Source organism: Nitrosomonas nitrosa (assembly GCF_003051105.1).
GTDB classification, from domain to species: domain Bacteria; phylum Pseudomonadota; class Gammaproteobacteria; order Burkholderiales; family Nitrosomonadaceae; genus Nitrosomonas; species Nitrosomonas nitrosa.
Map to the genome: position 1 here is coordinate 1 of NZ_QAOO01000042.1, position 15,002 is coordinate 15,002.

Genomic DNA, 15,002 nt, shown 5'->3' on the forward strand with positions numbered 1-15,002 from the left:
AAGAGGACGAAGACGACGAAGAGGAAGAAAGCAGCGAAGAAGCGAGCGATGACAACTCTGATGACGATGAGTCCGATGATGAGGATGAGGAATAATTAGCTTCCTTGAGGAGTGTATTATAAGTTTGCATTCTCGAGTCTAAACTTGAAACCCGCGTAAGTTACTGCCGACGCGGGTTTCTTTATTTCAATTATTAATTGATTAAGTGTAAAAGTTGGGTACAAAGCAACAATCGATTGTTGAATGATCCTAATATTAGTCGTGAGGGAAAATTAGTGACTGTTATTCGCTTGCCAGATGGTTCAGAGAAAGTTGTTGATCATCCTGTAACTATCAAGGAAGTTGCTGAATCGATCGGTCCGGGGCTTGCACGTGCGGCGATCGCGGGGAAGGTAAATGGAAAACTTGTCGATTTGTCGAGTCTTATCGAGACTGATAGCGATTTGGTGTTGATTACAGATAAGGATGCAGAAGGCCTGGAGGTTATTCGACATTCTAGCGCCCACCTGCTAGCGCATGCTGTAAAAGAATTATTCCCTGACGCGCAAGTGACTATCGGGCCTGTGATAGAAGATGGTTTTTATTATGATTTTTCATATAAACGACCGTTTACGCCAGATGATCTTGCCGCGATTGAAAAAAGAATGATGGAGATCAGCAAGCGAGATCTACAAGTAGAACGGAAGGAATGGGATCGTTCGACAGCGATAAATTTTTTTAAGAGTCAAGGCGAACACTATAAAGCCCAGCTCATTGAAGCTATCCCAGAGGGAGAAACGATCTCACTTTACTCTCAGGGTGATTTCACTGATTTGTGTCGTGGGCCGCATGTGTCATCCACTTCGAAACTAAAAGTATTTAAGTTGATGAAAGTGGCGGGGGCTTATTGGAGAGGCAACTCAAATAATGAAATGCTGCAAAGGATATATGGCACTGCCTGGACAAAAAAGGAAGATCAGGATGCCTATTTATTGCGCATCGAAGAGGCGGAAAAACGAGATCATCGTAAGTTAGGTAAGCAATTGGATCTTTTTCATATGCAAGAAGAAGCGCCAGGGATGGTATTTTGGCATCCCAAAGGATGGACGCTTTGGCAGCAGATAGAACAGTATATGCGGCAAATACTGGACCAGCATGGTTATTTGGAAATTCGGACACCTCAAGTGCTCGATAGATCGCTCTGGGAATGCTCTGGCCATTGGGAGAATTTTCGTGAAAATATGTTTGTCACAGAGTCAGAAGAGCGTCATTTTGCAATAAAACCAATGAATTGTCCTGGTCATGTGCAGGTCTTCAATCAGGGATTAAGAAGTTATCGGGATTTGCCGATGCGACTTGCAGAGTTCGGATCGTGTCATCGAAATGAAGCATCGGGGGCGCTGCATGGTCTTATGCGCGTTCGGGCCTTTACGCAGGATGATGCGCATATCTTTTGTGCCGAAGATCACGTGCAAGAGGAGGTGACAGAATTTATAGATTTATTGCAGCGTGTATATAAGGATTTTGGTTTCCATGAAGTGCAAGTCAAATTATCTACTCGACCACAAAAAAGAGTGGGAACCGAAGAGCAATGGGATAAGGCAGAATCAGCTTTGCGCATGGCCTTGGAAAAGAAAGCATTGGCATGGGAGTTGCAGCCCGGTGAGGGCGCTTTTTATGGCCCAAAAATTGAGTTCTCATTAAAAGACAGTATCGGTCGGGTATGGCAGTGTGGTACTTTACAGTTGGATTTTTCGATGCCCAACAGATTGGGGGCAACCTATGTTTCGGAAGACAATTTGAAGAAAATCCCTGTTATGTTGCATCGAGCAATTTTAGGTTCACTGGAGAGATTTATCGGTATTTTGATAGAAAATCATGCAGGCGCTTTGCCGCTCTGGCTTTCCCCTGTTCAGGTAGTGGTGTTAAATATTTCCAGAAACCAGACCGAATACGTCCGGAGTATAGTCGATGAGCTTAAAAATCATGGCATTCGTGCAGAATCAGACTTGAGAAATGAGAAAATAAACTATAAAATTCGAGAGCATAGTCTACAGAAGCTACCTTATCAAATTATTGTAGGAGATACAGAAATTAAAGATAGTGTGGTTTCGGTTCGAAAGAGATCAAATATCGATCTTGGTCGTATGCCATTGCATGATTTGGTCAATCTCCTAAAAAGAGAGATTGCAGAGAAGATTTAGACTATCTAAATAGTGGAGGATTTGCCATAAGCCAGGAAAAAAATATTCGTATCAATGAAGAAATCAGTGCTCCAGAAGTGCGTTTGATTGGTGTTGACGGGGCACAGATTGGTATCGTAAAGCTTTCAGTTGCAAATGCGATGGCGGAGGAAAATGGTGTCGATTTAGTTGAAATTGCACCGGGGGCTCAGCCGCCAGTATGTCGCTTGATGGATTATGGAAAATATTGCTATCAAGAGAGTAAAAAGAAGCATGATGCAAAGCTCAAGCAAAAGCAGATTCAAATTAAGGAGATCAAGTTTCGCCCCAATACGGATGAAGGGGATTACAATATAAAATTGCGTAATCTAATTAACTTCCTAAATGAAGGGGATAAGGTTAAGGTAACCCTGCGGTTCAGAGGCCGTGAAATGGCGCATCAGGAATTTGGTATTCGCCTGTTAGAGCGAGTCAAAGATGATCTTCAGTTATATGCGAATGTGGAGCAATTTCCTAGGCTAGAAGGCAGGCAAATGGTGATGGTGTTGTCACCTAAAAAGAAAGAACCCCAAAAAACTAAATCAAAAGAGTCAGCGCAAGAAGATAAAATAAATACCTCCTCAATTACTTCGTAGATGTAATCGCTACTCTATGTGACGTGTAAACTGAAACTAGTTTACACGCTACTACTTATCCAAAATTGATAAAACAAGTGATTCTAGGTTCCAAGTTTTCAAATTATTTTGAAGCACCTTTGATCATATAATATAAAACAGGAGTAAATTGTGCCAAAAATGAAGACAAAGAAAAGTGCTGCTAAGCGCTTTAAAGTAAGGGCAAGTGGAAGCATAAAGCGATCTCAGGCATTTAAGCGACATATTCTGACAAAAAAAACGACTAAAAATAAAAGACAGTTGAGAGGAACTGAAAATATTCACTCAAGCGATATAGCCTCTGTACGTGCTATGTTGCCTTACGCCTGAGGAGATTGCAATGCCAAGAGTTAAACGGGGTGTAACAGCACATGCGCGCCATAAGAAAGTACTTAAATTGGCCAAAGGCTATCGGGGACGTCGTAAGAATGTCTATCGCATAGCTAAAGAAGCCGTCATGAAAGCAGGGCAATATGCGTACCGTGATCGGCGGCAGCGAAAACGACAATTCAGAGTATTATGGATTGCGCGTATCAATGCGGCAGCCCGGGAATTTGGGTTGTCATATAGCAATTTTATGAATGGTATAAAAAAAGCGGGTATTGAGCTTGATAGAAAAGTGTTGGCTGATCTCGCAGTATTTGATAAGGCGGCCTTTGAAAAGATTGTAGAAAGGGCTCGAGCAAGTCTAGCTTAGTATTTAGTCGAATATAAACAGTAAGGGAGATCAAGAATAAAATAAGCTTGATCTCCTTTTTTCTTGCATGACCTTTGTACTTCTTTCTTATGGATGATTTAGAAAATCTTGTAAATGAAGCGATTGCTTTGTTAAGTGACGTAGAGAATGTGGCCCAACTTGAACAAATCAAGGTGCGGTTTCTAGGTAAAGAAGGCGAATTAACAAAATTGCTTAAAGGATTAGGATCACTCCCACAAAAAGACCGCCCGCTTAGGGGGAATCTAATCAATCAAGCTAAAAAAACGGTTGAAGACGCACTCGATCGGCGCCGTAAATATCTAGAAGAGCAGCGTTTGCAGTCGCAGCTTGAAGAAGAAGCATTAGATGTGACCTTACCTGGAAGAGGTTTAGCCATAGGTGGGTTGCATCCAGTGTCGCGTGTGCTGACAAGGATAGAGTCGCTCTTTCGTTCGATTGGTTTCTCTGTTGCTTCGGGGCCAGAAATAGAAACCGATTTTTATAATTTTACGGCACTCAATATTCCAGAGAATCATCCAGCTCGAGCAATGCACGATACTTTTTATGTCGATAATGGTTATTTATTACGAACGCATACCTCGCCAGTGCAAATTCGATATATGAAAGCGCATCGCCCACCTCTGAAAGTCATTGCACCCGGACGTGTGTATCGCTGTGATTCAGATGTGACACATACGCCCATGTTTCATCAAGTCGAAGGATTGTGGGTAGATGAAGAGGTCAGCTTCTCGGCTTTGAAGGGAATCTTGAAAGATTTTATGCAAAATTTCTTCGAGCGAGAGGAGCTATCAATACGTTTTAGGCCTTCTTTCTTTCCTTTTACTGAACCTTCGGCGGAAATGGATATAAGTTGTGTGATGTGTGGCGGCAAGGGGTGTAGGGTTTGCAGTAATACCGGGTGGTTGGAAGTGCTGGGTTGTGGGATGGTGCATCCAAATGTCTTAAAGCATGGGGGGATAGATCACGAGAAATATACCGGTTTAGCATTTGGCTTGGGCGTTGAAAGATTGGCAATGTTGCGATATGGCGTAAATGATCTACGATTATTTTTTGAAAATGATTTGCGTTTTCTAGAGCAATTTAATTAAGCATTAACCTTAGGCTGAAGCTGACTGGCAATTTGGTCAATCCGCTTTTTGAATTAATACTTATCGTGCTTCAAAATATAAAAACATTCATCTAATTAAGAAATTATTGTCGTGAGATTTTCTGAGAATTGGCTTCGTTCCCTTGTAAATCCATCTTATTCTAGTGATGAGCTGGCGCATATTTTAACTATGGCCGGACTCGAAGTTGAGAGCGTGGAGGCTATGGCCCCCTCTTTTGATAAGGTTGTCGTGGCAGAAGTAGTGTCAATCGAGAAACACCCCAGCGCTGATCGCCTCAATGTTTGTCAAGTAGATGTCGGGTTTGGCGATAAGTCGCTACAAGTCGTTTGTGGCGCTCCTAATGTGGCTGTGGGTGTGAAAGTGCCCTGTGCATTGGTTGGTGCGCATTTACCAGGTATTGATATCAAGCGAAGTACTTTGCGTGGTGTGGAGTCTTTCGGCATGTTGTGCTCTGCGAAGGAATTGGGGCTTAATGAAAGTGCTGATGGCTTGCTTTTGCTACCGAATGATGCGCCAAATGGCATGAATTTTAGAGATTTTTATGCACTAGACGACAAGATTTTTACGCTCAAGTTAACACCGAATCGTGCAGATTGTCTCGGTTTGTTCGGGATAGCAAGAGAGGTCTCTGCCATCACTGCTGCTGATTTAAAGTTGCCAGTAATTAGGCCTGCTGAGTGTGCAATTGATAGCATTCTGAATGTGCAAATCGATAATCCTGAAGCATGCCCCCTGTATTGTGGTCGAGTGGTACAAGGAATATCGCTTGATGTAGTGACGCCGTTATGGCTGGTACAACGTTTAGAGCGTGGAGGGATACGCTCGGTTAATGCGGTTGTCGATATTCTCAATTACGTTATGCTGGAGATGGGGCAACCCATGCACGCTTTTGATTTGGCTAAAATTAATAATTCACATCCAGGAAAAATTTATGTTCGTTACGCAGAAAAGGGTGAGCGCTTAGAATTGCTCAATGGCATAAATCTTGAATTAGAACCGGATATGCTGACAATTGCCGATGAAAATGCGCCCTTGGCATTGGCAGGGATCATGGGGGGAATCCCAAGCGGCGTACAACAAGAGACAACGGACTTATTTTTGGAAAGTGCTTTTTTCTCGCCAGAAGTGATTAATGGTAAATCATTTCGCCTCGGATTCAGTTCAGATTCGGCACATCGCTTTGAGAGAGGTGTAAATTTTGCTGCTACCAGAGACGCTTTAGAGCGAGCAACAGAATTAATTCTAAAGATATGCGGCGGTAAAGCAGGTCCCATTACTGAAGCTAAGCATGCATTACCGCAACGTCAAACAGTAAAAGTCCGCGCTAGTCGAGTAAACCGGTTGCTTGGCATTGAGATTGACGGTGAGTTGATTTCAGCTATTTTTAAGCGTTTAAAATTCGATTTTGTTGTTGATGGGGACGTCTTCTGTGTGACGCCCCCCCCTTATCGTTTCGATTTGGCGATAGAAGAGGATTTTATCGAGGAAGTCGCGCGTATTTATGGCTATGATCATATACCGACAAGCTTGCCGCGTCCTGAAATGTCTATGCTCCCAGAACCTGAAGTAATCGATATTTCTTCTATGCGATTAAAGGATATTCTGATAAACCGGGATTATCGCGAGGTCATCAATTATGCATTCGTGGAGGCTAACTGGGAAACCGATTTTGCAAATAATAGTTCACCTGTTGTGTTAAAGAATCCGATTTCAAGCCAGATGGAGGTTATGCGTAGCAGCTTGATTGGTGGATTGATCGCTAATCTGCAATTTAATCTTAACCGAAAGCAGAATAGGGTTCGAATATTTGAAGTTGGGTGTTGCTTTACAAAAAATGAAGGAAATTATCAACAAATAGAGAATATTGCAGGTCTTTGTTATGGTGATGCGGTACCTGAACAATGGGGGATTGACAGTCGAAATATCGATTTTTTCGATGTCAAAATGGATCTGGAATCTTTGTTTCTGCCCGAATCTGTTATTTTTGAAAAATCTCTCCATCCAGCTTTGCATCCGGGAAAATCAGCACAAATTTATAAGGACAATAAGGTTGCAGGGTGGTTGGGCGAATTACACCCTCGCTTGCAGAGAAAGTACGATTTGCCTAAGGCGCCCATCTTGTTCGAATTACGTCTGAGTGCTTTGTCTTCAAGAATATTGCCAAAAATTAAGAAGTTGTCGAAGTTTCCGCCGGTGCGGAGGGATATCGCTATCGTAGTTTCGAGTGATATAAGCGCTCATTCGTTACTTGAAAGTATGAATGCCGAGAAAAATGCGATAGTTTCTGAAATTTATCTTTTTGATCTTTATAGTGGAAAAGGGATGGAGCCTGGCAAGAAAAGCCTTGCATTTCGTATTTTATTGCAAGATGCGGAAAAAACTTTGGTCGATAAAGAAGTAGATGAGGCAATCACAAAATTGATTAACGTATTAGAATCTAAATATAATGCTAAATTGCGAAGCTAATTTTTGGGTGAATTAAAGTTATTGTGCGCATTGTAATAATCAGGATTTTCTGAAAGGATTTTAGCATTTCTCCTGCATGGTTTTTTTCATTGATATTAGTATCCCTAGCCATTTCTCTTGAATTTGAAGTGTTTTGTTGATCAGTCTTTGATGCAAAATTTAAGCAGTAAAAGCACTAGAATCACATAAATTTTATATATCGAAAATTTGCTTTATGTGAGTATTTTGGGGACTTTAAATTTTATTTACGAACTAAAATTTGTTCATATAGGTGAGATAAGCATGGCGTTAACAAAAGCAGAATTAACCGATCTCTTATTTGAAAATGTTGGTCTTAATAAGCGTGAAGCAAAAGAAGTCGTCGAATCTTTTTATGAGGAATTACGAATAGCTCTTCAAAAAGGGGAAGGAGTTAAACTTTCGGGATTTGGTAATTTTCAGCTTCGTACTAAACCGCAACGTCCCGGGCGTAACCCAAAAACAGGTGAAGAAATCCCAATTTCAGCGCGTCGTGTGGTGACTTTTCACGCTAGCCAGAAACTGAAGTCAATGGTAGAGAAGAATTATCATGGAAAACACAGCGCCAAGTGAGTCATTTCCTCCCATTCCTGCAAAGCGATACTTTACGATTGGAGAAGTGAGTGAGTTATGTGGTGTTAAACCGCATGTTCTGCGTTATTGGGAGCAAGAGTTTATCCAATTAAAGTCGGTTAGGCGGCGTGGGAATCGGCGTTATTATCAGCATCAAGAAGTATTGCTGATTAGGCGTATACGTGAACTGTTGTATGAACAAGGTTTTACCATACATGGTGCACGTAGTCGTTTGCAGCCGGATACTATCTCAATCCCGTCCAATTCCGCTGAAGTTTCATTTTCAAAAGTAGATTTGCAATTTCTTCGGAATGAAATAAAAGGGGTGGTATCTCTACTTCTTGCTTAATACATTTGGTAGGTATCCCCAATATTGGGCTATGTATTTGCTATAATAAAAAAGTCGGCGGGGCGTAGCGCAGCCTGGTAGCGTACTTGCATGGGGTGCAAGTGGTCGGAGGTTCAAATCCTCTCGCCCCGACCAACCTAATTTTTAGGTCTAATGTTGATTTGATTGGCCCGAGCGGCTAGGTTGAGTAGCTTATTCATACTCTGCTCATTTATAACTAATCAAGTTAGTAGGATTCCGGGTATTTTAACTTTTCATTATTTTCCATAAATTAATTTAAATGCGCATATTGCTCAGTAACGATGATGGTTACTTTGCGCCAGGTCTCGCCCATCTTGCGGAAACCTTGTCAAGTATAGCCGAGATAACTGTTGTGGCTCCAGAGCGTGATCGCAGTGGAGCCAGTAATTCATTAACATTGGATCGTCCTCTAAGTTTGCATAAGTCACATAATGGTTTTTATTATGTTAATGGCACGCCCACGGACTGCGTTCATCTGGCAGTGACAGGCATGCTTGATGATTTACCGGATATGGTCGTATCTGGCATCAATGATGGTGCAAATATGGGAGATGACACAATTTATTCGGGAACGGTTGCGGCTGCAACCGAGGGATTTCTTCTGGGTATCCCGTCTATCGCTGTATCTCTGGTAAGCGCCTCCAATGGTAACTTTTCTACTGCAGCTAATGTTACACTGGATATCGTAAAGGGATTTATACAAAAAAAATTTCATGTTCCGATTCTGCTGAATGTGAATGTACCTGACATCCCGCAAGAGCAATTACAAGGACTGGAAGTGACCCGTTTGGGTCGACGGCATAAAGCAGAATCTGTGATTAAATCTGTCAGTCCGAGAGGAGAAACCGTCTATTGGGTAGGTGCTGCGGGTGCTGTGCAAGACGCTGGAGAAGGCACTGATTTCTTTACGGTACAAAATAACCGTGTATCTGTGACACCATTACAAATTGATCTTACGCGCTATGATCAGATGGGTTATCTGAAAGATTGGCTGGGATTGTCATGCTAACATTATTTACACTAATAAGAATTTAAAGGAATATTAATCTGTGAGCGTGCGGTATTCGGGTATTGGCATGACTTCACAGCGAACGCGGATGCGAATGATTGAGCGTTTGCGTGAGCAAGGTATCGCTGATGAAAGAGTCCTTGCTGTAATGAACACGATTCCTCGTCATCTTTTTGTGGAAGAGGCATTAGCTTCAAGAGCCTACGAAGATGTCGCCTTGCCAATTAATTTTGGACAAACAATTTCGAGCCCCTGGATTGTGGCTAGAATGACCGAGCTACTGCTTGCAAGTTCAGTGCTTAGAAAGGTACTTGAGATAGGCACGGGTTGTGGGTATCAGACAGCGGTGCTCGCTAAGCTTGTTCATGAAGTCTATTCTATTGAACGAATTGGCCCATTGTTAACTCGTACGCGTATCAGATTGCGTGAATTGAGAATAAATAATGTCTATTTAAAACACGCAGATGGCATGCTAGGTTTGCCTGAAGCAGGGCCCTTTGAAGGCATAATGATGACAGCAGTAACGACACAGGTGCCTGAACCTCTTTTAGAACAATTGATCATGGGAGGTAGAATGGTGTATCCCAAAGGTAGCCGTAAGCAGTATTTGTGTGTGATAGAGCGTACTCCACAAGGTTTTGTTGAGACTGTGCTTGATGAAGTAAGATTTGTCCCGATTTTATCTGGCATCATTAGTAAGTAAAAAGCGATAGCGAGGGAGAAGAAAGATGGTGGGCATAATAATGAGTAAAGCAAGTTTGGATAATAACGATGGTTTGATTAAGATGAGCCTGTTTGCTAAATCAAAGTGGGTAGGTATTTTATCTGGTTTATTATTAGCTTTTCCTCATTTATTAATAACGGGTTGTGTTGCACCACACCCGGCTCCTGTTGTTGAGTCTCAAAGAAATCTTAATCAACCAGCACAAGTAACAGAGACTAACAGGCTAGCAAATAAGCAGATTTATGTTGTTCAGAGGGGTGACACACTTTATGGTATTGCGCTCAAGCATAACATTGATTATCGAGAACTCGCTCAATGGAATGGAATCGTCGATCCAAATGCGCTTAGAATTGGGCAGGCGGTTGATTTAGCTGTGCCATCCAGGCAGCCGCAGCTTTCTTCTCATCAGGAGCAACAAACGGCGACGTCTGAGCAGATCAGTGCGGCGCAGCCGACTCTATTTTCAGTATCCCAGCCAGCGCTATCTTCCGGGACTCCAGAGATCAAGCAACTTTCATCGGCTCCACAATCTGATCTAGGAGGTTCTGCTGGCGCACTGGTGACCGAACCCAAAGGCGTAAAACTACCTTACTCTGAGACGGCTGTTGCTCAATTAAGCGGCGCTGAGAATATTCCTCCGCCTAATGTTTCTTCGCCCCCCAAAGCAGAAACTGTGGCAGTTGCCCCAACATCGCAGAAAATTAGAGAGAACGAGAATATTCCGAGAAGTGGCGTATCTCAGAAATCTGAAATTCGGAGTAGCGGTATCAAGTGGAGTTGGCCGACAAACGGTCAGGTTTTGAGTAGATACACTGAAAAATCTAAAGGCGTGAGTATTTCTGGTAGGCCCGGGCAGCCCGTCGTTGCTTCTGCAGATGGCACAGTTGTCTATAGTGGGAGCGGTCTACGGGGTTACGGTAATCTAATCATCGTAAAGCATAATGATACTTACTTAAGTGCTTACGGGCACAATAGTAAAATTTTAGTGCGTGAGGGTGAGACAGTAAAAAAAGGTCAGAAAATTGCAGAAATGGGGAATACAGATAGCGATACTGTGAAGCTCCATTTTGAAATTAGAGAGCGCGGTAAACCTGTAGACCCCCTACAATTCTTATCTGATTAATGGATTGAACGGTATGCTGTTAACTATTTCTGGCTTTTTCCATTAAAGTAACCAGATTGTTGGCGTCTATCCACTTGTTGTTAAGGATAGTCGCATCTCCTGAGAGTATGGTGGGTAGATTATCGGGCTCTCCCAAATCGGTAAGAACTAATGCGGCTCCATGAAAATTTTGTGAGTGCGTGTACTCGCTCACAGTAATGATGGTTTTGAGTCCTGCAGAAAGGGAGGATTTCAATCCATTTTCAGAATCCTCGATCGCGATACAGTATTGAGGTTGTAATGCGAGCTGTTCAAGTACCCAATGATAAATATCTGGCGCAGGCTTTTTTTGTGGGACGATGTCGCCTGCGCCGATGACATCAAACCAGTTGATAGACTCTTCGCCTAAAGTAAACTTTAGCAACGAGGTTACATTTTCCAAAGTTGTGGTTGTAGCGATCGCAATTTTTATGCCTTGCTGACGCAATTCGTTAATTAGCCGAGCGATGCCTGGACGCAATGGAATGTTTCCTTTCTCCAGCAAGTCAAGAAAGTATCGAGTCTTGGTTTTATGCAGCTCGGCGATCCAGTCGGATAAATTCTCTCTGTTCAATGCTTCAGGTGCATATTTTTCTATGTAGAAACGTATACGCTCCTTCCCACCGGTAATCTGGAGTAGCTTGCCGTAAAGCTCGACATCCCAATACCAATTCAGACCAAATTCTTGGAATGCGGCATTAAATGCAGGCCGATGACCATCACGCTCGGTGTCAGCTAGCGTTCCATCAACATCGAATAATACGGCGGAGAGTGGGGCAATTTTATTTTGGCTCATTTTGGCGTCATTTAAGTTTTAAAGCTAGCACGCTGTAAGCGATCAGAAATGGCTAGCCACGGGATATCATCAGGCGGCGCTTCTGCTAATATACGTGAGAAATTTTTTTCATCTAGCATTCGCAGCGTTGCATAGAGTTGTTGACCATATTCAATTGGATTGGCAGACATTAAAATATGATAGATATTATCATTTTGAATGTGAATAAGCTGATCAGAATCCGCCCGAATGATAAGCGCGACTTGCAATCCTTCTGCGCTCAATTCTAGCGCCCGTTGGTGAATGAACTCAGTGGACCAAACTTCGAGGCGTGTATTAGGTGCATAATGGGAGGCATGAGTGCCCGGCGTAGCCAAAGCGTGCTTTAGATTTTTATTAAGCTCAATCTTTTGGTTAAGGACTTCTTCGATCGCGGTTATCGGGATACCACCGGGGCGCAGAAGTAAGGGTATCGAATCACAAAAGCTTATGATAGTACTTTCCAAGCCAATTTTACAAATGCCACCATCGAGAATCATGCTAATTTTATCCCCGAGCTCTTGTTGAACATGGTTGGCTGAGGTGGGACTTAGGCGACCAAATCGATTCGCTGATGGGGCGGCGAGGGCTTTATTTGCTCCTAATGCTTTGAGCAGTGCAAGCGCTATTGGATGATCTGGAACGCGCAGACCAACAGTGTTTTGGCCGCCGGTCACGGTCAGTGGCACATGTGAACTTTTGGGTAAGATTAACGTGAGCGGCCCTGGCCAGAAGTGCGCTGCTAATTTCCAAGCTGAGGCAGGTACGTTATTTGCCCAGTAATCTAGTCTGTCAATTTCTGCGATATGCACGATTAAAGGGTGGTTTGTTGGACGTCCTTTTATTTCGAAAATACGACTTATCGCAGATGCATTGGTAATGTCTGCTCCTAAACCATAAACAGTTTCAGTAGGAAAGGCAACGTTTTTGCCCGATTCTAACAGTGCGACTGCTCTTGCAATATTCTCCTCAAGTAAATGCAATGTTGTTTTTTTATTCATTTATCTGATAGATAAATAGAGGTATATCGAAGAATTATCATTTTTAATCTCGGCGTGTAGTGCTTCTTATATAAAGAATTTCAGCGTGACGACAATAGATACAACAAATTATTTTGATCATTTGAGACGAATAGTTGTTCTATTTAACGTAGAAGATCGGAAAATCCGGCCTGTCAGCTTTGTCCGCAGCAGATCAGTCTCTCAAGAAACACCACTCAAGTAACTGATTTAATGATGTATATTTTTCTATGAACTGGCTGCTTTGTGTTTCTTCGTCGCGATTTGCGGTGTACGGCCGATTATTTCGCTATTTTCTCGGATAGCCCTAGTATTTTAATCTTTTTTGGCAAAAGAATTTTCAACAAAATTGATGTGAATCTTAAGCTGCCGAGTGACAGCTTTAGGAAAATCATAAATTTTGGAGATGGGCGAATTTCCAAAAATTTTAAACTTTCCAGTCAGATCTGTTCGTTGTTTCAAAAGCTTCCGGAATAGTGGAGGAAATTATCTTCTATTTGATCTATTGAAACTTAATTGAGTCATTGATAATGCTCTTCAATCCTTGATGGAAATTTTGTGCAGGGCATAAGTTGATGAAATTACTAACCGAGGTGAAGTTAATCGGTTTGAACCAACTCGTAAAATAAATTAATTGAGATGGAAAATTTTTTCTGTACCCATTTGATTTGCACAAATTTTTTAATTATGAATTTTTAGTGAAATTTTTTATGCAAACAACAACCGCAGTTGTCGATAAAGAGCGATTTCTCGTTGAGTTTACTCCGCTAGTGAAACGTATAGCACATCATATGATGATCAAATTGCCTGCAAGCGTTGAAGTTGACGATCTGATTCAGGCTGGCATGATTGGTCTACTGGATGCAATAAACCGATACGAGGGTACCTATGGGCGCCAATTCGAAAGCTATGCTGCGCAACGTATACGTGGTTCAATCTTAGATGAGCTTCGCGAATCAGATTGGCTACCGCGGAGTCTCCGCAAAAAAATGCGACAAATTGAAATTGCTATGAGAGCGCTTGAGCAGCGATTGGGTTGTCCGCCTAGCGAACAAGAGTTGGCGGCTGAATTAAATATGTCGCTCGAAGAATACCATGAAGCTTTGCATGAAGTGCGTGGTTGCCAGCTGATTTATTATGAAGATTATCAAGAAGATGATGAAGATCATTTTCTGGATCGTTTATGCGGCGATACAGATAATACGCCTCTGGAAATCTTATTGGATAAGAATCTGCGCGAATCCTTGATTGCAGCTATCGAACATTTACCTCAAAGAGAAAAGTTGGTGATGGGCCTGCATTACGAGCAAGAAATGAATTTGCGCGAAATAGGTGAAATTCTGGGCGTCAGTGAATCGCGGGTGTGTCAAATACATGCACAGGCTATTGTTCGATTGCGTTTGCGATTAAGAAATCAATGAAATTAAGTTTGTAGAAAAAGAAATAGCGAGTGTCAATAAATAACGAAGTGTGATTGTAATCGTTAAATAGTCTCCATCTGATAAAGGTATGTTATCAGTTTGACTGGTCGGAAATATTGACAATGACTTTTTTCTCTGGCGTCAACCCTATCTGAGTCCTATCTGACTCAATTCTCCCCTTTATATATATCGCATTACGCAATCTTGGACGACAATTTGCAGTGGATTAGCCGCTGATCGCAGGTCGAAATTGTTGGCTTGATTCAGGCTTGCCGATAGCGGCAGGCATGGGGCGGAACGAATCGAGGCGCAATTGATGATTCAGTTGCTCATCATATTTGTGTCTACTTACGAGTCAACGAAATCAATTGTTACAGTCAGCCCCTGTAGCACCCTTATAACCTACATATCGCGCCGGAAGCTATGTTTCGTAGCCTCAAGCCAGGGCTTAGTTTTCGCCCGGTAGGTCAGCAACGGCAAGCTAGATTGACAATCATCTCCTTTCATCACGCCGTAGACTTGCCTGCGGCGTAAATTATACGCCGCCTCTAAAAGGTGTAGGGCGTCAGGCACTCGGTAGCACAGTTTGCGTGATAGCTATCTTGTATCCCTGATAATGGGTTGATTTTCATTTCCAGCTTACTATGTGCTTATCCGACGAAGATCGCCAGATTTTGGTGTTGGCTTGGGTGTGGTGATAATTTATTGCAGCTTTAATATTTTATTTGTAGGGTCTTTATGATAGTCCAAGCTATTGAAGAGTTGATAGATTTTATGGTGTTGATAAAATCCCCTGCTATAAATA

General features: G+C 42.3%; 14 protein-coding genes and 1 tRNA gene. 13 read left to right on the forward strand and 2 right to left on the reverse strand.

The genetic code is table 11. From position 1 onward, the window contains the following. Positions 1-275 precede the first annotated feature (275 nt). From thrS to C8R30_RS14625, 12 genes are all read left to right on the forward strand, one after another. Positions 276-2,183: a threonine--tRNA ligase gene (gene thrS / locus C8R30_RS14570; protein WP_090672258.1), complete on the forward strand. Its 1,908-nt coding sequence runs from the start codon at positions 276-278 to the stop codon at positions 2,181-2,183. A 44-nt stretch (positions 2,184-2,227) separates the two neighbouring features. Next, positions 2,228-2,797 (forward strand): translation initiation factor IF-3, encoded by a 570-nt coding sequence (gene infC, locus C8R30_RS14575; RefSeq protein ID WP_090672253.1) that lies wholly within the window; start codon positions 2,228-2,230, stop codon positions 2,795-2,797. A gap of 150 nt (positions 2,798-2,947) precedes the next feature. Beyond that, entirely contained in the window at positions 2,948-3,145 is a 198-nt protein-coding gene (rpmI, locus tag C8R30_RS14580) for a 50S ribosomal protein L35 (RefSeq protein WP_090672250.1), read from the forward strand. A 10-nt stretch (positions 3,146-3,155) separates the two neighbouring features. Beyond that, on the forward strand, positions 3,156-3,512 hold the full coding sequence (rplT, locus tag C8R30_RS14585) for a 50S ribosomal protein L20 (RefSeq protein ID WP_090672247.1): 357 nt from the start codon (positions 3,156-3,158) through the stop codon (positions 3,510-3,512). A gap of 89 nt (positions 3,513-3,601) precedes the next feature. Continuing rightward, positions 3,602-4,621, forward strand: coding sequence for a phenylalanine--tRNA ligase subunit alpha (gene pheS, locus C8R30_RS14590; RefSeq protein WP_090672244.1), 1,020 nt, complete (start codon positions 3,602-3,604; stop codon positions 4,619-4,621). A gap of 111 nt (positions 4,622-4,732) precedes the next feature. After that, the gene (pheT, locus tag C8R30_RS14595) at positions 4,733-7,108 is read left to right on the forward strand and encodes a phenylalanine--tRNA ligase subunit beta (RefSeq protein WP_107790467.1); all 2,376 of its coding nucleotides are present in this window, start codon (positions 4,733-4,735) and stop codon (positions 7,106-7,108) included. A 282-nt stretch (positions 7,109-7,390) separates the two neighbouring features. Further along, the gene (locus C8R30_RS14600) at positions 7,391-7,699 is read left to right on the forward strand and encodes an integration host factor subunit alpha (RefSeq protein WP_090672238.1); all 309 of its coding nucleotides are present in this window, start codon (positions 7,391-7,393) and stop codon (positions 7,697-7,699) included. After that, positions 7,677-8,048: a MerR family transcriptional regulator gene (locus tag C8R30_RS14605; protein ID WP_107784562.1), complete on the forward strand. Its 372-nt coding sequence runs from the start codon at positions 7,677-7,679 to the stop codon at positions 8,046-8,048. Before C8R30_RS14600 ends, C8R30_RS14605 begins: the two co-directional genes overlap by 23 nt. Before the next feature lie 58 nt (positions 8,049-8,106). Next, positions 8,107-8,183: transfer RNA gene (locus C8R30_RS14610), tRNA-Pro, on the forward strand. Positions 8,184-8,328: 145 nt separating this feature from the next. Beyond that, a complete protein-coding gene (gene surE, locus C8R30_RS14615; RefSeq protein WP_090672232.1) occupies positions 8,329-9,078 on the forward strand; it encodes a 5'/3'-nucleotidase SurE in 750 nt (249 codons plus the stop codon). Positions 9,079-9,118: 40 nt separating this feature from the next. Beyond that, entirely contained in the window at positions 9,119-9,781 is a 663-nt protein-coding gene (locus C8R30_RS14620; RefSeq protein ID WP_090672229.1) for a protein-L-isoaspartate(D-aspartate) O-methyltransferase, read from the forward strand. A 25-nt stretch (positions 9,782-9,806) separates the two neighbouring features. Then, complete coding sequence (locus tag C8R30_RS14625; protein ID WP_258192067.1) at positions 9,807-10,925, forward strand: peptidoglycan DD-metalloendopeptidase family protein; 1,119 nt, start codon at positions 9,807-9,809, stop codon at positions 10,923-10,925. A gap of 19 nt (positions 10,926-10,944) precedes the next feature. On the opposite strand, the gene C8R30_RS14630 is transcribed toward C8R30_RS14625, so the two are convergent. Together C8R30_RS14630 and C8R30_RS14635 are read right to left on the reverse strand one after the other, a co-directional pair. Then, complete coding sequence (locus C8R30_RS14630) at positions 10,945-11,739, reverse strand: HAD family hydrolase (RefSeq protein WP_090672226.1); 795 nt, start codon at positions 11,737-11,739, stop codon at positions 10,945-10,947. Positions 11,740-11,750: 11 nt separating this feature from the next. Then, complete coding sequence (locus tag C8R30_RS14635) at positions 11,751-12,758, reverse strand: L-threonylcarbamoyladenylate synthase (RefSeq protein ID WP_090672223.1); 1,008 nt, start codon at positions 12,756-12,758, stop codon at positions 11,751-11,753. Positions 12,759-13,486: 728 nt separating this feature from the next. On the opposite strand from C8R30_RS14635, the gene C8R30_RS14640 reads away from it, so the two are divergent. After that, complete coding sequence (locus tag C8R30_RS14640) at positions 13,487-14,197, forward strand: RNA polymerase sigma factor FliA (protein ID WP_107790468.1); 711 nt, start codon at positions 13,487-13,489, stop codon at positions 14,195-14,197. The last annotated feature ends 805 nt before the right edge of the window (positions 14,198-15,002 follow it).